Source organism: Pseudomonas sp. GW821-FHT01E05 (genome assembly GCF_059422425.1).
Genome location: NZ_JBWKWW010000003.1, coordinates 306186 through 321629 on the forward strand (window position 1 = coordinate 306186; position 15444 = coordinate 321629).

Annotated in this window: 16 protein-coding genes; 10 read left to right on the forward strand and 6 right to left on the reverse strand. The window is 58.7% G+C overall.

Translation table 11 applies throughout. From position 1 onward, the window contains the following. Nucleotides 1-24: 24 nt before the first annotated feature. The 3 genes from AC07W5_RS07935 to AC07W5_RS07945 all read left to right on the forward strand — a co-directional run bounded on the left by AC07W5_RS07935 (nucleotide 25) and on the right by AC07W5_RS07945 (nucleotide 3657). Nucleotides 25-759, forward strand: coding sequence for a phosphoadenylyl-sulfate reductase (locus tag AC07W5_RS07935; RefSeq protein ID WP_494992406.1), 735 nt, complete (start codon nucleotides 25-27; stop codon nucleotides 757-759). A gap of 561 nt (nucleotides 760-1320) precedes the next feature. Then, nucleotides 1321-2871 carry an NCS1 family nucleobase:cation symporter-1 gene (locus AC07W5_RS07940; protein WP_495023145.1) on the forward strand — a complete coding sequence of 517 codons (1551 nt, stop codon included), beginning with the start codon at nucleotides 1321-1323 and terminating at the stop codon, nucleotides 2869-2871. Nucleotides 2872-2928: 57 nt separating this feature from the next. Next, entirely contained in the window at nucleotides 2929-3657 is a 729-nt protein-coding gene (locus AC07W5_RS07945) for an aspartate/glutamate racemase family protein (RefSeq protein WP_494992408.1), read from the forward strand. 147 nt (nucleotides 3658-3804) lie between these two features. On the opposite strand, the gene AC07W5_RS07950 is transcribed toward AC07W5_RS07945, so the two are convergent. Beyond that, nucleotides 3805-4728, reverse strand: coding sequence for a LysR family transcriptional regulator (locus AC07W5_RS07950; RefSeq protein ID WP_495023146.1), 924 nt, complete (start codon nucleotides 4726-4728; stop codon nucleotides 3805-3807). Nucleotides 4729-4852: 124 nt separating this feature from the next. Here AC07W5_RS07950 and AC07W5_RS07955 point away from each other — a divergent pair, with 124 nt between their 5' ends. Then, nucleotides 4853-5599, forward strand: coding sequence for a 3-oxoacyl-ACP reductase family protein (locus tag AC07W5_RS07955; protein WP_495010622.1), 747 nt, complete (start codon nucleotides 4853-4855; stop codon nucleotides 5597-5599). A gap of 112 nt (nucleotides 5600-5711) precedes the next feature. On the opposite strand, the gene AC07W5_RS07960 is transcribed toward AC07W5_RS07955, so the two are convergent. Beyond that, nucleotides 5712-6407 (reverse strand): HAD-IA family hydrolase, encoded by a 696-nt coding sequence (locus AC07W5_RS07960; RefSeq protein ID WP_494992411.1) that lies wholly within the window; start codon nucleotides 6405-6407, stop codon nucleotides 5712-5714. A gap of 245 nt (nucleotides 6408-6652) precedes the next feature. Here AC07W5_RS07960 and AC07W5_RS07965 point away from each other — a divergent pair, with 245 nt between their 5' ends. Together AC07W5_RS07965 and AC07W5_RS07970 are read left to right on the forward strand one after the other, a co-directional pair. Continuing rightward, nucleotides 6653-6907: a type II toxin-antitoxin system RelE family toxin gene (locus AC07W5_RS07965; RefSeq protein WP_494992412.1), complete on the forward strand. Its 255-nt coding sequence runs from the start codon at nucleotides 6653-6655 to the stop codon at nucleotides 6905-6907. Next, a complete protein-coding gene (locus tag AC07W5_RS07970; protein ID WP_494992413.1) occupies nucleotides 6888-7214 on the forward strand; it encodes a helix-turn-helix domain-containing protein in 327 nt (108 codons plus the stop codon). Before AC07W5_RS07965 ends, AC07W5_RS07970 begins: the two co-directional genes overlap by 20 nt. A 69-nt stretch (nucleotides 7215-7283) precedes the next feature. Here the strand turns inward: AC07W5_RS07970 and AC07W5_RS07975 are convergent, their stop codons facing one another. Together AC07W5_RS07975 and AC07W5_RS07980 are read right to left on the reverse strand one after the other, a co-directional pair. Continuing rightward, on the reverse strand, nucleotides 7284-8609 hold the full coding sequence (locus AC07W5_RS07975; protein WP_495010623.1) for an ATP-binding protein: 1326 nt from the start codon (nucleotides 8607-8609) through the stop codon (nucleotides 7284-7286). Between the two features lie 2 nt (nucleotides 8610-8611). Continuing rightward, nucleotides 8612-9286, reverse strand: coding sequence for a response regulator (locus AC07W5_RS07980; RefSeq protein ID WP_494992415.1), 675 nt, complete (start codon nucleotides 9284-9286; stop codon nucleotides 8612-8614). Nucleotides 9287-9461: 175 nt separating this feature from the next. Here AC07W5_RS07980 and dsbD point away from each other — a divergent pair, with 175 nt between their 5' ends. From dsbD to AC07W5_RS08000, 4 genes are all read left to right on the forward strand, one after another. Continuing rightward, nucleotides 9462-11198, forward strand: a complete 1737-nt coding sequence (gene dsbD, locus AC07W5_RS07985; protein WP_495023147.1) for a protein-disulfide reductase DsbD — start codon at nucleotides 9462-9464, stop codon at nucleotides 11196-11198. Continuing rightward, nucleotides 11198-12070 carry a TlpA family protein disulfide reductase gene (locus tag AC07W5_RS07990; protein WP_495023148.1) on the forward strand — a complete coding sequence of 291 codons (873 nt, stop codon included), beginning with the start codon at nucleotides 11198-11200 and terminating at the stop codon, nucleotides 12068-12070. Before dsbD ends, AC07W5_RS07990 begins: the two co-directional genes overlap by 1 nt. Continuing rightward, nucleotides 12046-12813 carry a thiol:disulfide interchange protein DsbG gene (dsbG, locus tag AC07W5_RS07995; RefSeq protein WP_495023149.1) on the forward strand — a complete coding sequence of 256 codons (768 nt, stop codon included), beginning with the start codon at nucleotides 12046-12048 and terminating at the stop codon, nucleotides 12811-12813. Before AC07W5_RS07990 ends, dsbG begins: the two co-directional genes overlap by 25 nt. Before the next feature lie 380 nt (nucleotides 12814-13193). After that, nucleotides 13194-13742: an RNA polymerase factor sigma-70 gene (locus AC07W5_RS08000; protein WP_495010626.1), complete on the forward strand. Its 549-nt coding sequence runs from the start codon at nucleotides 13194-13196 to the stop codon at nucleotides 13740-13742. 133 nt (nucleotides 13743-13875) lie between these two features. On the opposite strand, the gene AC07W5_RS08005 is transcribed toward AC07W5_RS08000, so the two are convergent. Together AC07W5_RS08005 and AC07W5_RS08010 are read right to left on the reverse strand one after the other, a co-directional pair. After that, nucleotides 13876-14676 carry a substrate-binding periplasmic protein gene (locus tag AC07W5_RS08005; protein ID WP_494992420.1) on the reverse strand — a complete coding sequence of 267 codons (801 nt, stop codon included), beginning with the start codon at nucleotides 14674-14676 and terminating at the stop codon, nucleotides 13876-13878. Between the two features lie 96 nt (nucleotides 14677-14772). Continuing rightward, entirely contained in the window at nucleotides 14773-15405 is a 633-nt protein-coding gene (locus tag AC07W5_RS08010; protein ID WP_495023150.1) for a TetR/AcrR family transcriptional regulator, read from the reverse strand. Between the last annotated feature and the right edge of the window lie 39 nt (nucleotides 15406-15444).

The window sequence follows — 15444 nt, forward strand, 5'->3', positions numbered from 1 at the left end:
ACCGACCTGTAGGAAACCACCCTGATGAGCCAATCATTCGACGTCGCTGAACTCGCTGCAACCTATGCCAACAAGTCCGCCCAGGACATTCTTAAACTGGCCTTCGCCCAGTTCGGCGACGACTTGTGGATTTCCTTCAGCGGCGCGGAAGACGTGGTGCTGGTGGACATGGCCTGGAAGCTGAACAAAAACGTCAAGGTCTTCAGCCTGGACACCGGCCGTCTGCATCCGGAAACCTACCGGTTCATCGAGCAGGTTCGCGAGCACTACAAGATCCAGATCGAGCTGGTATCGCCGGATCAAAGCAAGCTTGAACCCTTCGTGAAGGAAAAAGGCCTGTTCAGCTTCTACAAGGATGGTCATGGCGAATGCTGCGGCATCCGCAAGATCGAACCACTGCGCCGCAAACTCTCCACCGTCAGCGCCTGGGCTACCGGCCAACGCCGCGACCAGAGCCCCGGCACCCGCAGCCAGGTTGCCGTGCTGGAAATCGACAGTGCCTTCTCCACTCCTGAACGTACCCTCTACAAATTCAACCCGCTGGCACAAATGACCAGCGAAGAGATCTGGGGTTACATCCGCATGCTTGAGCTGCCTTACAACAGCCTGCACGAACGCGGTTTTATCAGCATCGGCTGCGAGCCGTGCACCCGCCCTGTCCTGCCGAACCAACACGAGCGCGAAGGCCGCTGGTGGTGGGAAGAAGCCACGCAGAAAGAATGCGGGCTGCACGCCGGGAATATCATCAGCAAAGCGTAAAGATCGCAACCTGCGGCAGCTCCTGGTTGATGTACACACATCCAATGCAGGAGCTGGCGAAATCTCGGGCCGCGTTCATCGATCTTTTGATGTCCAGCCAGTCAAGACCTGTCCCGCGAAGAACATGTGTACAAGAATGTCACCATAGGTGCCATTTCCGTGTGCACTTTACCTGTCAGCGCCCCAAAAAGTTACATCCTCCCTTCTGAGCTACTGCTCGCCTGTGCAAGCCTGGACACCCTCAAGAAATAAATACCTGTTCAATCGGTCAATTAATATTGATTTTATTTCAGTAACTTACCTTCAAAATATATAAAAACGAAATTAAACACAGAATTCATAGACAGAAATCTGGCATAGAAGTGGCTTAAGAAGACTTGTGTTTTGTATACAATAACTTCAAAACATACACACACTTTATATCCGCACACCTGCCACGGTTAATTCTCCGTCAGGCTGCAGATGCCCAGAACCCAGTGATTCCCGGAACCGTCGGCGAAGATTGCCGAGCCTTGCGCTCATGCACAGTCACCGTCAACCCGGGATCAGGAGCCTGCCGGAATGCGTACAAGTCTCTCTAATAACATCGCACTGGATTTGCCCTCCTCCACCCACAACCACTCTCAATCCAACACCAGTCAAACACTTGGAGCGACGCCACCGCTGAGCCTAAGCCCACGACTGCACAACAAGGACCTGGCACCCACCAAAATCGAAGGCCGACGCTGGGGTCGTTACAGCATCTTTGCGTTGTGGACCAATGACGTGCACAACATCGCCAACTACTCCTTCGCCATCGGCCTGTACGCCCTGGGCCTGGGCGGTTGGCAAATTCTGCTGTCGCTGGGGATTGGCGCGGCGCTGGTGTACTTCTTCATGAACCTGTCCGGCTACATGGGCCAGAAGACCGGCGTGCCATTCCCGGTCATCAGCCGGATCAGTTTCGGTATCCATGGCGCACAAATTCCGGCGCTGATCCGCGCCGTCATCGCCATTGCCTGGTTCGGTATCCAGACGTACCTTGCCTCCGTGGTGTTTCGCGTGCTGCTGACCGCAGTCCACCCAGGCTTTGCCGAGTACGATCACAACTCGATCCTCGGGTTGTCGAGCCTGGGCTGGGTATGTTTCGTGGCGATCTGGTTCGTGCAACTGGCGATTCTCGCCTACGGCATGGAGATGGTTCGGCGCTATGAAGCGTTTGCCGGGCCGGTGATTCTGCTGACCGTCGCCGCCCTGGCGGCGTGGATGTACACCCAGGCCAATGCGACCATCGCCTGGTCGATCCGCGAACCACTGACCGGGGCCCAGATGTGGCGCAACATTTTCGCCGGCGGCGCCTTGTGGCTGTCGATCTACGGCACGCTGATCCTCAACTTCTGCGATTTCGCCCGATCTTCACCGTGCCGCAAGACCATCAAGGTCGGCAACTTCTGGGGCCTTCCGGTGAATATTCTGGTGTTCGCCAGCATCACCGTGCTGCTTTGCGGTGCGCAGTTCCAGATCAACGGACGGATCATCGAAAGCCCGACCGAAATCATCGCCTCGATTCCCAATACGTTTTTTCTGGTACTCGGCTGCCTGGCATTCCTGATCGTCACCGTGGCAGTGAACATCATGGCCAACTTCGTCGCCCCCGCCTTCGTCCTCAGCAACCTGGCGCCCAAGTACCTGAACTTTCGCCGCGCCGGGTTGATCAGCGCGACCATTGCGGTGCTGATCCTGCCGTGGAATCTCTATAACAGCCCGCTGGTGATCGTGTACTTCCTGTCCGGGCTCGGCGCGCTATTGGGACCGCTGTACGGGGTGATCATGGTCGACTACTGGCTGGTGCGCAAAGGCCAGGTCAATGTGCCCGAGCTCTACAGCGAAGATCCAAAGGGCGCTTATTACTACAGCGCCGGTGTGAATTTGCGGGCCGTTGCAGCCTTTGTTCCTGCGGCGCTGATTGCCATCACCCTGGCACTGGTTCCGGGCTTTGCCAGCGTATCGCCGTTCTCCTGGCTGTTTGGAGCCGGTATCGCAGGTCTTCTTTATCTGATCATCGCCAAGCGGCAACCGCACTACGCGGATGTCAGCGGTGAAGCCATTGCGGTTGATAACGTCAGCCACTAACTCCAGTGCGGCCCGTTCAACCCGGGCCGTCAAATGACTCTGCTATAAGGACAACCCATGCGAATTCTTGTGGTCAACGTCAACACCACCGAGTCCATCACCCAGGCCATCGCCAGACAGGCGCAAGCTGTGGCCTCGCCCGGCACTGAAATCATCGGTCTGACGCCCTTTTTCGGCGCAGAGTCCATCGAAGGCAATTTCGAAAGCTATCTGGCCGCGATCGCCGTCATGGACCGCGTGCTGTCATACGACCAACCCTATGACGCGGTGATCCAGGCCGGCTACGGGGAGCATGGCCGTGAAGGTCTGCAGGAGTTGCTCAACGTGCCAGTGGTGGACATCACCGATGCAGGCGCGAGCACCGCAATGTTTCTTGGCCACGCCTATTCGGTGGTCACCACACTGGACCGCACCGTGCCGCTGATCGAGGACCGCCTCAAGCTTTCCGGCCTTTATGAACGCTGCGCGTCGGTTCGAGCCAGTGGCCTGGCGGTGCTGGAACTGGAAGAAGACCCAGAGCGCGCTATGGAGGCCATCGTCCGCCAGGCGGAGTTGGCGGTGAGTGAGGACAAGGCTGAAGTGATCTGTCTGGGTTGTGGCGGTATGGCCGGGCTGGATGAACACATTCGTCGGCGTACCGGCGTGCCAGTGGTGGATGGGGTGAGCGCGGCGGTGACCATTGCTGAATCGCTGGTGCGATTGGGGCTTTCCACGTCCAAGGTGCGGACCTATGCCACGCCTCGGCCGAAGACCATTATTGGTTGGCCAGGGCGGTTTGGGCGCTGAGCCATGCTCTGAGACCGAGTCGCAGCCATCGCGAGCAAGCCCGCTCCCACATTGGATTTTCTGTTTGCACAAAATTTGTGCCCGACGCTGATCTAGTGTGGGAGCGGGCTTGCTCGCGATGAACGATGACTCGGTCCATAGTCGAACCTAGATGGCACTAAACCGCTGCCCCAATTGCTGCTCGGCAAACTGCTCGATGATGAAGTCGACAAACGCCCGGGTCTTGCCCGGCAACAACTTATGCTCGGCGTAATAGATCGAAATATTGCCGTCGTCGACATACCAATCTGGCAACACCCGCTGCAAGATACCCGCGCTCAAGTAGTTCACGGCGAATGGCAGGCTGACCAAGGCGATACCCAAACCCTGCGTGGCACTGACGCAGGCGGCTTCTGAATCGCTCATGGTCATCCGCGCCGCAAGCGCCAATGGGCTGTGTTGCCGGGTGCGACTGGTCAGTTGCCAAGAGCGCACGCGCCCGGTTTGCGGTGAGCGAATCAGAATTCCGTCGCAATGGCGCAAGTCATCTGGTTCGACAATCGCCTCGCGCCGCTTCAGATAATCCTCGGAGGCCACCAGCACCCTATGGGCCGGCGTCAGTTTGCGCGCTACCACCCCTTGCGGCAGTTCAAAGCCACCGCCAATCGCAGCATCGAAACCTTGGCCGATCAGGTCGACCTGGCGGTTATCAAAATGCCAGTCCGGGTTGATCGCCGGAAAGCGCCGTAGAAACTCCCCCAGCAACGGCACGATGTACAACCGCCCGAACGCCGTGCCCATGCTGACTTTCAGTGTCCCCGCCGGGCGTCCTTGCGCGCTGGCCAGATTAGCCACGGCGTTTTGAATGGTCTGAAGACTGGTACTGACCTCACCGAGAAACAGCTGGCCGGCCTCGGTCAAAGTCAGGTTGCGGGTACTGCGCTGAAACAATCGCACACCGAGCCGGGCCTCGAGCTTGGCGACACTTTTACCCACCGCAGCCGGGGTCAGACTCAAGCGCCGCGCAGCCTCGGCAAAGCTGCCGACCTCTGCGCTACGGACGAAGCATTCGATACTGCTGAAGGTTTCCATGGTCGCCACTATAAACTTTTGGTTTACACAGACTATAGCAATCACCCTCTACTCAGCCGGTAATCCGAGGTCGATACTCGACTCCAACAACAAGGCAGCCCGCCTTGAACTTTTGGAGAACGACATGACCACTCAAAACCTCAGCGGTAAAGTAGCCCTGATCCAGGGCGGCTCTCGCGGCATCGGTGCCGCCATCGTCAAACGCCTGGCGGCTCAAGGCGCAGCCGTTGCCTTCACCTATGTCAGCTCGGCTGCCAAGGCTGAAGAATTACAGAACAGCATCACCTCCACCGGTGGCAAAGCCCTGGCCATCAAGGCTGACAGCGCCGACGCCGTCGCCATCCGCAACGCCGTCAACAGTACCGTCGAAACCTTCGGCAGGCTGGACATCCTGGTCAACAATGCCGGCGTGCTGGCTATCGCGCCGCTGGAAGACTTCAAACTGGAAGACTTCGATCAAACCCTGGCCATCAACGTGCGCAGCGTGTTCATCGCCACTCAGGAAGCCGCCAGACACATGACCGAAGGCGGTCGCATCATCAACATTGGCAGCACCAACGCTGATCGCATGCCCTTCGCCGGTGGTGGCCCGTATGCGATGAGCAAAGCCGCGCTGGTCGGACTGACCAAAGGCCTGGCCCGCGACCTTGGCCCACGGGGTATCACCATCAACAACGTGCAGCCCGGCCCGGTCGACACCGACATGAACCCGGCTCACGGTGATTTCGCCGATAGCCTGATCCCGCTGATGGCGGTAGGTCGTTACGGCAAGGTCGAGGAAATCGCCAGCTTCGTTGCCTACCTGGCAAGTCCGGAAGCCGGCTACATCACCGGTGCCAGCCTGACCATCGACGGCGGCTTCGGCGCCTGATTCGCGGCCATAAAAAACGCCGGGCAACGGTAGTAACGTTGCCCGGCGTTTTGCCATGTAGATGTTACCGGCTCTTCGGTAGCCGCTGTCGCAGGCTGCGGCTACCGAGAACTCATGCCCATTCGAGCACCGGCAACCCACACGCCCCCGGCTGAAACGCCTTCAAGGTTCGAATAATCCCATCTGCATGGGCAAACTTTGCGTCCGCCATCGCCGCATCAGGTACTGCAATCGCCGTCATGCCAGCAGCTTTTGCTGCCGTGACACCAAATGGCGAATCTTCGAACACCAGGCAATCCTTCGGTGCAACCCCCAACCGTTGCGCAGCCGTCAGGAAGATGTCCGGTGCCGGCTTGGCGGCGCCCACTTGCGGATCGTCCGCCGTGACGATGGTGTCGAACAGCGCGAACCAGTCGCCGTGCAACGTGGTTTTCTGTCCAAAAGATTGCCGCGAAGAGCTGGTCCCCACCGCAATCGGGACGTTATTGGCTTTCAAATGTCGGACCAGCTCCTGCGCGCCCGGCATCGCCAATGCACGCGGAAAACGCTCACGCATCAACGGCTCGCGCACCCGCAGAAACTCCTCGGCGGTGATCGGCAAGTCCAGCGCCTCGACAACATACCGCGCCAGATCACCTGCCCCACGGCCGATGATGTTCTGCTTGATGCTCCAGTCGAAGGTCCGGCCATAACGGTCGGCAATGATCTGCGTGACCTCGGTGTAGATCCCCTCGGTGTCCAGCAACAAACCGTCCATATCGAAAATCACGGCCTTGATCGGGCCGAACTCATCCAACTGTGCATTCATCGCATCTGATCCGTTAGCAAAATACATCCCAGGGGCGGCTCAGGTACGGCCGGTGTGTTGATCGATTAACGGGCTCAGCAGGATAGCGAGCCCGGTCCACATGCAGCAACAGTTTGAGACGGCCGAGTTTCGGGAGTCGCCTAGGGTTTGTCATGAGTGCAGCGAAAGCCAAGCGTTTTCGTCCCGATCACTTATAGAAAAATAAAAACCCATTGCAAACCTTATAAAAGACTTATTACCATCCCATGAATCAAATCAACTGGACCAGAAAAGCCGTGAAGCAGTTGCTGAGGTTGCATACCCAGCACCAGGTTCACATCCGCGATGCTGTCACCGAGCTAAAACGCATGCCCGACGTGACCAACGTCAAGGCGCTAGCGAATCACGCTCGTGGATACCGTCAGCGAGTGGGCAATTACAGAGTCCTTTTCGACTGGGACGGCATGATCCAGGTCGTCAGCATTCAAGAGGTAAAAAAACGTGACGAACGCACCTACTGACGTACAAATCATCAACGGCCCGGACGGTAAACCGGCCTTTGTCGTCATTCCCTATGAGCAATACAAGGCTCAACAAGTCGAAGCCGACCTGATCCCGCACGAAGTGGTCAGCCGCATTGTCGATGGCGCCACCCCGATCCGCGCCTGGCGTGAACACTTGAACCTCACCCAGGAAGAAGTGGCAAAACGCATGGGGATTTCACAGCCGGCGTTTGCGCAACAGGAAGCAGTGAACAAACCGCGCCGGGCCACACGGGAGAAAATTGCCCAGGCATTCGGGATCAAGGCAGATCAGCTGGAGCTGTAATCCGGGTAGGCGATCCCTGTACTGCACAGATCAATGACTAACAGAATCAGCCACACAGGCCAGTGTCGCTTAAACAGGCTGCAATGGCATGGTCAGTTCGACCCGCAGGCCGTCGGGTCGGCTGTCGAAATGCAGGACGCAGCCGCAGCGCTGAACAATCGCCTGAACAATCGCAAGGCCAAGACCGCAACCGGTGCTCTTGCTATTGCGCCAGAACCTTTGGGTCAGGTGTTGCAGGTCTTCTTGCGCAATACCCGGGCCATGGTCGCGCACCTGGAAACGCACGCGATTGCCGATGGTTTCCAGCGTCAGCTCGACCGAAGTATCGCCCGGGGTGTGCCGCAGAGCGTTGTCCAACAGGTTGCGCAAAGCGGCAATCGACAGCACGGACGGCATTTGGACCGGTGCCGAAGAAAAATCATCCGGCAAACGCAACTGGATGCGCTGGCGATCGCCACTGGCCGCATCCTGAATGGCCAGACGCGCCACCTGCTCGGCGTTGCACTGCACCCCGTCATCGAACGACAGGCGGCCTTCGACCCGAGCCAGCAGCAACAGTTGCTCCAGGGTTCGATGCAAACGGTCAGCACCTTCTTCGGCCCGCACCAAAGACTGCTCCCGTGCTGCGCCTTCGGTCATTCTTGCCACTTGCAGGTGGGTCTTGATCGCCGTCAGCGGGCTGCGCAGTTCGTGGGCAGCATCGCCGGTCAGGCGACGCTCGCGTTCGATGGTTTTGCCGATCCGCTTCAACAGCTGATTCTGGGTATCGAGCAAGGGTTGCAGCTCGCTGGGCAACGGCTGGATCTGCAAGGGTTCGAGGGAGTCGGCACTGCGCCGCATCAAGGCATCGCGCATGCGGTTCAGCGGCGCCAGGCCCTGACCGATGCCCAGCCAGAGCAGGCACAGGCAGCCCATCAACGCCACGCCCACTGGTACCGACGCCGCCAGCAGCACCGAGAGGTTCAGTGCCTCTCGCTCGACCTGGCGGTCCGCGGTGGTGATACGCAAGTCGCCTCTGGCCAGGGTGAAACTGCGCCAGCGTGCGCCGTCGATCATCTGGTCATGGAAACCCATCTTCTCGGCTTCCAGCTTTTGGTCCGGGGTACTGTGGCTACGGGCGAGAATTTCGCCGCGCAAAGAGCTGACCTGGCAGGCCATGCCCCCAGGGATATTAAGTTGTTCAGCACTGAAATGTGTGCCCTCGCCTTTGCTCGGCAACGCCGGCAGTTGTTCCAGCAGCCCGGCGACCATACGTGCCGAGGCCACCAGACGCTGATCGAGGGAAAACATCATCTGATTGCGCAGGTCACTGAGCATCCAGGCGGCAGCCAGGGCCCAGATCAGGGCGAAGGCTACCCCGAGGGTCAGGCTCAAGCGCAAACGCAAACTCATCACGGCTATTGCTCCTCGCCGTCCGCCGGCCCAAGGCGATAGCCCAGACCGCGTACGGTTTCGACGATACCATTGCCGAGTTTGCGCCGCAGGTGGTGGATATGCACGTTAAGGGCGTTGCTTTCCAATTCATCGTTGAAGCCGTAGACGCTGTCTTTCAACTGCTCGCTGGACAGTACCCGACCACGATTGTGCAATAACGCCTGCAACAGCGATTGTTCACGCCGCGACAGGTCCACCGGCTGGCCGGCCAGAAAGGTCTCCCGGCTGCTGGGATTGTAAGTCAGGCGCCCATGTTCGATCAGATTGACGCTGCGCCCGGCCACCCGACGCAGCAGAGTATGCAGGCGAGCGGCCAGCTCACGCAGATCGAACGGTTTGAGCAGGTAGTCATCGGCGCCAGCCTGTAAACCGTCGACGCGGTCAGTCACCGAGTCGCGTGCGGTCAGGATCAGCACCGGCAGCTCCAGCCCTTGATGGCGCAACTGCTGCAACAGCCTCAGGCCGTCCTCGTCCGGCAAGCCGAGGTCAAGCACCATGACGTCGAACTCGGCTACCTTCAGCATTGCCCGGGCAGCTGACGCCGTGGCGACGTGTTCTACCGTCAGGCCCTGGGCCGTGAGACCGGCGACAATACCGCTGGCGATCAGTTCATCATCTTCACAGACAAGTACGTGCATGGTGAGACCTGTAGAAAAGCGCTGATTAAGACGGTACCGGATTAAGCGGACATTATGCCCTGAGCCCGGCAAGCATCAGGAACAGTCCTACAGCCCGACGATAGACGGGTTAATCACCGGTTAATCGCCAACACCCATTGTGCTCATCAACTGCACCGATCCAAGGCTTTATTTCATGCGTCGATTGTTTGTTTTCTTTTTTATGCTTATCTCGGGCCTGGCTCAAGCGGGACCGAATCCGTTCGAGACCAAACCCGATTTTCTGCCAGTTGGAAAAGCCTTCGTATTCACCTCTGAAAAACTTGCTTCGGGTGAAACCCAACTCTTTTGGCAAATTGCCGACGGCTATTACCTGTACCGGCAACGCATGAAGTTCGATGGTCTACCCGACGCGCAAAAGCCGCCGATGCCTGAGGGCGAAGCCCACAGCGATGAGTTCTTCGGCGAACAACAGGTCTATCGCCAGGGCCTGGAACTGCGGATCCCGGCCGGAGCCAGTGGCCAGATCAAGGTCGGTTTTCAGGGCTGCGCCGATGCCGGCTTGTGTTATCCGCCGCAAACCGGGATCGTCGATCTGGGTAACAGCACGACGCTGGCAAACACTACGCAAGCAGCGGATCAAGCGCTTGCCAGCGGCCTGCAACAACGGGCGCTGGGCTGGAGTTTGCTGGTGTTCTTCGGCCTGGGCCTGCTGCTGGCGTTCACCCCGTGTTCTCTGCCAATGTTGCCGATTCTCGCCGGTTTGATTGTCGGCAGTGGCGCCAGTCCCAAACGCGGTTTTGCCCTTGCCGGCAGTTACGTGGTCAGCATGGCGCTGGTGTACGCCGCGATGGGTGTTCTCGCAGCGATGCTTGGCGCAAACCTGCCGGCGCTGTTGCAGCAACCGTGGTTGCTGGGCGGTTTCGCCGCGGTGTTCGTGCTGCTGTCCTTGCCGATGTTCGGTTTCTTTGAACTGCAATTGCCTGTTGCGGTGCGTGATCGTCTGGAGAACGTCGGGCGCACGCGCCGCGGTGGCAGCCTGGTCGGTGCCGGGGTGCTGGGTGCCTTGTCCGGGCTGCTGGTGGGGCCGTGCATGACCGCGCCACTGGCCGGTGCCTTGCTGTACATCGCCCAGAGCGGCAATGCGCTGCATGGCGGGTTGATCCTGTTCGCCATGGGCATGGGCATCGGTGTGCCGCTGTTGCTGCTGGTCACCGTCGGCAATCGCTTCCTGCCCAAGCCCGGAACCTGGATGAACCTGCTCAAGGGCATCTTCGGCTTCCTGTTTCTTGGCACCGCCATCCTGATGATTCGCCCGGTGCTCGATGAGTCGCTGTGGATCGGTTTGTGGGGCGCGTTGTTGCTGGTCATGGCCTATGCCGGCTGGCGGCAAACCGGCGGCTACGGCCGCGCAGCCCATGTGTTTGGCGCAAGTTCGGTGCTGTTTGGGCTGTGGGGCAGCGTATTGTTGATCGGTGCCGCTGGCGGCAGCGAAGACCTGTGGAAACCGTTGCAGGTCTATAGCCCTTCGCGTTCTGTCAGTGTCGCCGGTCTGACGCCACATGAGGCCTTTATCACCGTCAAAAATCCCGCAGCCCTGCAAGACGAACTGAACACCGCCAAGGCGCAAGGCCAATGGGTGTTGCTCGATTACTACGCGGACTGGTGTGTGTCGTGCAAAATCATGGAAAAACAGGTATTTGCCAAGACTCATGTGTTGCAAGCGCTGAAAGATGTCCGTCTACTGCGCCTGGACGTCACCGCCGACAACGCCGCCAGCCGCGAACTGCTCAGCCGTTATAAAGTGCCGGGGCCACCGAGCCTGTTATGGATCGGCCCGGATGGCGAAGAACGCCGCAGCCAGCGCATTACTGGCGAAGTCGATGCCGCTGGCTTTGTGCAACGCTGGAATATCACCCGGGATACCCGTTGATGCTGACTTTTACTATCGGCACTTTTGCTATCGCGCTCAATCACCTGCTGCTGATCAGTGCCCTGGCACTGGCCATGCTGGTCGGTTGGCGAGTCGCCAGGCGTGGTGGTGAAAATCCCGAGTCAGTGCTGTTCAGCCTGTTTCTGTTGGGGATGTTGGCGGCCCGGGTGGGGTTCGTTCTCGTCTACTGGACCCACTACCGCGATGACCCGTGGCAGATCATCGATCTTCGCGACGGTGGTTTCCTGGCCTGGCCTGGCGTTATCGTCCTGCTGCTCAGCGCAGTGGCTTGGTGCTGGCGACGGCCAGCACTTCGGCGTCCACTGGGCGCAAGTGTCGGCACCGGCCTGCTGTTCTGGCTGCTGGCAAGCCTGTCCCTGAGCCTCTACGAGCAAGGCACCCGGTTGCCCGACGTCGCCCTGCGCAATGCCGCTGGGGCAACCGTGCAACTCACCGACTATCACGGTGGGCCATTGGTGATCAACCTTTGGGCCACCTGGTGCCCGCCCTGCCGGCGGGAAATGCCGGTGCTGGAGCGCGCACAGCAGCAACGCCCGGACCTGACCTTTCTGTTCGTCAACCAGTCGGAAAGCATACAAAGCGTCAGCACCTTCCTGGCGACCCAAGGCCTGAGCCTGACTAACGTACTGTTCGATGGCGGCGGCCGACTAGGCCAGGCCGTTGGCTCCATGGCGTTGCCGACGACGCTGTTCTACAGCGCCGACGGTCGCCTGCTCGCCAGCCATTTGGGCGAGTTGTCGGAAGCCAGCCTGGCTCGTGCGCTGGAAAGTTTTGATACCCCGAATTTGACCTCGGCCACGCAGGCCACCCCCTCAAGGAAACTGCCATGCCCCGCATCCGCAACCTGCTGACCCTGACGCTGGGCGCAGCCCTGCTGCAAATCCCGCTGCTTCAGGCCGAGGAGCTGCCGGCAGCAATCCGCAAGATCGAAGAAAAAGGCGCAAAGATCATCGGCAGCTTCGACGCCCCCGATGGCTTGCGTGGCTATGCCGCGCAATACCAGAACCGTGGCATGGCGTTGTACCTGACCCCGGATGGCAAGCATGTGGTGGTCGGCAATCTGTACGACGCCGACGGCAAAGACTTGAGCCAGGCGCCGCTGCAAAAGCTGGTCTACGCGCCGATGGCCAAAGAAGTCTGGACCAGGATGGAAGCCAGCAACTGGATCGCCGACGGCAGCAAGGATGCACCGCGCATCGTCTACCTGTTCAGCGACCCGAACTGCCCTTACTGCAACATGTTCTGGGAACAGGCCAGGCCTTGGGTGAAAGCCGGCAAGGTCCAGCTGCGACACATCATGGTTGGCATCATCCGCGAAGACAGCCCGGGAAAATCCGCCGCCCTGTTGGCCAGTAAAGACCCGCGCAAAGCCCTGGAAGACCACGAGAAAGCCGGCAAAGAGAGTGCGCTGAAACCTCTGACCACCGTCCCTGCTGCAATCCAGGCCAAGCTCGCCGCCAACATGCAATTGATGGAAGATCTTGAGCTGTCTGCAACGCCGGCGATTTTTTACATGGACGACAAGGGCGAATTGCAACAGCAACAAGGAGCGCCGTCGCCGGACAAACTGCTGAAGATTCTTGGGCCTAAATGAAATACAGATCAAAATAGTCATCGCCTGAGCGGGCGCTATCGTGAGCAAGCGAACGTCGCCCCGCCCCTCCCACACACCTGATCAGCAGTACCCGCATACAGGTGATGAGCGCGACTTCCGCGCTCTTGCCTCGTTCACGAAGCGCGTCATAGCGTGCCTTGAAGTCAGCCTGAATCCAGCTGGCAATAATTAGTCCTCATCCCCCGACAAAAGCCTCGGGCCAATGCCCGTCAGCAAGCCCCACCCCACGCTGCATAGACGGTTAATAATTCTACCTATCATTTGACAATCATTATCATTAAGCTTGGTTTGTCACTCGATGTGTAGGGCAGCTCTGACCCCTGGCCGCCCATTAACTTCTTTGCAGCAAGGTGATTTCCATGACGGAAAAAGTATCCACAGGCAAGTGCGATTCACCGTTACTTCAGGCATTCGTCGATAACCGCCTGATCCTGGTCAAGATCGCGGCCCGTATAACCGGCTGCCGATCGCGCGCTGAAGACGTAGTGCAGGACGCGTTTTTCCGACTGCAGTCGGCACCGCAGATCACATCGTCATTCAAGGCCCGGCTCAGCTATCTGTTCCAGATCGTGCGCAACCTGGCGATTGATCACTACCGCAAGCAGGCTCTGGAGCAGAGGTACTCGGGTACAGAAGAGGAAGGCTTGAATGTGGTCATTCACGGCGCTTCACCAGAAACATCGCACATCAATTTTTCAACGCTGGAAAACATCGCGGTCGCGCTGACCGAACTCCCTGACCGCACCCGCTATGCCTTTGAAATGTATCGCCTGCACGGCGTGCCGCAAAAGGACATCGCCAAGGATCTTGGCGTCTCGCCAACCCTGGTGAACTTCATGATTCGCGATGCCCTGGTGCATTGCCGCAAGGTTTCGGGCAGCCGTAGCGATACGTTTGCCCGACATTGATTGCCGAGAGGTTAGCTGTGGCGAAGCGGCTTGCCCTCGCCACAGAACGCCTTCACTTCAACATTTCTCGCCCCCCTGATCCTTATTCGGGACGGGACAGATGCAAGCCAAAAAGCCGGTTTGAGACTCTATTTCAGGTTTTCGGCACTGGCAGGACGGCGATCTTGTACGGATCGAAAATCTTCAGCATCTCGCCGTTTTCCCGCAGACGCTGAAGCAGCTTGCCGAACGCCTCACCGGAAATCGGCGCCGTCGGACGAATCAGCGCGTAGTGGTGATAAACCTGATCAATACGCTCGGAGACCAGCAACTGATCCGCCACCTTTTTATTGCGCAGCAGGTAGTCGCTCAAATATGAACGAGTCACCAGCGCAATATCCGCCCTGCCGCGAAGCACCATCAGAAGATTGCTGTCATGGGAATAGGTCAGTGTGGCGTTGTAGTTGTCGGCGAGGAACTTGGGATCGGCATTGAAGTTGGCAAAGGCGTAGTGATAAGCGCTGAACAGTGCCAGGCGCTTGCCCTTCAAATCGGTGAAATAGTTCTGCTGACGATCGGGTTCGCGTTGTGCGACAAAAACCTCGGCGTCTTCCAGGCCCATGTCGACGCTGGTATGAGCGATATCCTTCCAGCCCCAGTCCGGGTTCTCGAAAATCGCCATATCGGTCCGGCCTTCTTTGAAGTCAGCGAAACGTCGAGGAACCGAAGTGGGCACCAGAGAGAATCGATAGTCACTTTGCAGTTTGTTCAGGGCCTCCACCAATTGCGGCAGCAAGCCTGTATCGTCGCCCTTCTCCGGGCGGACGGTGTACGGTGGAAAATGCGCGGCACCCACCTTGACCTCGAGCGGGTCCGCAGCCCAGGTCGGCAGAACGAAAAGCGCACCGAGCGCCACCAGTAACATCCGCGAAGCCTTCCGCATTGGCGAGGACATCAAGGCAACACACCTCTGCAAATACAATTAATACAACCAAGCTAGGCGGTTTCGCCCACTTAGACAATGTTGTGCAGCGTAATTAAATTAGTTGCGTTAAAGCCGCTGATGGTCTTCAAGCACCAGAATCAACGCCTCATCCGCCAATTGATCGAGGCTCATGGTGCCCTCGGCGCGAAACCAGGTGGTGGTCCAGGACAAAGCTCCGGTCAAGAAGCGCCGGGTGATAAAGACATCGCCCCTGATATAGCCGGCATCCTTGGCCTCACCCAACACTTGCAGCCAGATCTGCTCATAGATATCGCGCAGCGCCAGCACCTGAGCCTGGCCTTCTTCGGACAACGAGCGCCACTCATACACCAGCACCGCCATGGCCTCGCCGCTGCCGCCCATGATCGATTGCAGTTCACAACGGATCAGCGCCAGCACCCGCTCGCGCACGCCGGCCGCCTCAGCCAGCGCCGCGCTCATCAATGCGGTGTTGTAGCGGATGGTTTCCTCCATGACCGCGCGCAGAATCTCATCCTTGCTCTTGAAGTGATGAAAAATACTTCCGGACTGAATGCCCACGGCACTGGCCAGATCACGCACGGTGGTGCGCTCATAGCCCTTGTTGCGAAACAGGTGAGCGGCCATTTGCAGCAGTTTGCCGCGGGCACTGTCCGGGTCGGTCAGTTGACCGCTGTCGACCAGCTCGCGCATTACCAGCAGGGCTTTTTGCTCGTCCACGCGTTCTCTCCTGAATTCGCTTTAATCAAGTGTGCTGCC

What these genes read in the sequence shown, in the direction of transcription:
- dsbD (WP_495023147.1), top strand. Translation starts at nt 9,462, where the DNA reads ATGCGTCGATTGTTTGTTTTCTTTTTTATGCTTATCTCGGGCCTGGCT.
- dsbG (WP_495023149.1), top strand. Translation starts at nt 12,046, where the DNA reads ATGCCCCGCATCCGCAACCTGCTGACCCTGACGCTGGGCGCAGCCCTG.
- AC07W5_RS07990 (WP_495023148.1), top strand. Translation starts at nt 11,198, where the DNA reads ATGCTGACTTTTACTATCGGCACTTTTGCTATCGCGCTCAATCACCTG.
- AC07W5_RS07935 (WP_494992406.1), top strand. Translation starts at nt 25, where the DNA reads ATGAGCCAATCATTCGACGTCGCTGAACTCGCTGCAACCTATGCCAAC.
- AC07W5_RS07980 (WP_494992415.1), bottom strand. Translation starts at nt 9,286, where the DNA reads ATGCACGTACTTGTCTGTGAAGATGATGAACTGATCGCCAGCGGTATT.
- AC07W5_RS07955 (WP_495010622.1), top strand. Translation starts at nt 4,853, where the DNA reads ATGACCACTCAAAACCTCAGCGGTAAAGTAGCCCTGATCCAGGGCGGC.
- AC07W5_RS07965 (WP_494992412.1), top strand. Translation starts at nt 6,653, where the DNA reads ATGAATCAAATCAACTGGACCAGAAAAGCCGTGAAGCAGTTGCTGAGG.
- AC07W5_RS07950 (WP_495023146.1), bottom strand. Translation starts at nt 4,728, where the DNA reads ATGGAAACCTTCAGCAGTATCGAATGCTTCGTCCGTAGCGCAGAGGTC.
- AC07W5_RS07945 (WP_494992408.1), top strand. Translation starts at nt 2,929, where the DNA reads ATGCGAATTCTTGTGGTCAACGTCAACACCACCGAGTCCATCACCCAG.
- AC07W5_RS07940 (WP_495023145.1), top strand. Translation starts at nt 1,321, where the DNA reads ATGCGTACAAGTCTCTCTAATAACATCGCACTGGATTTGCCCTCCTCC.
- AC07W5_RS08000 (WP_495010626.1), top strand. Translation starts at nt 13,194, where the DNA reads ATGACGGAAAAAGTATCCACAGGCAAGTGCGATTCACCGTTACTTCAG.
- AC07W5_RS08005 (WP_494992420.1), bottom strand. Translation starts at nt 14,676, where the DNA reads ATGTCCTCGCCAATGCGGAAGGCTTCGCGGATGTTACTGGTGGCGCTC.
- AC07W5_RS07960 (WP_494992411.1), bottom strand. Translation starts at nt 6,407, where the DNA reads ATGAATGCACAGTTGGATGAGTTCGGCCCGATCAAGGCCGTGATTTTC.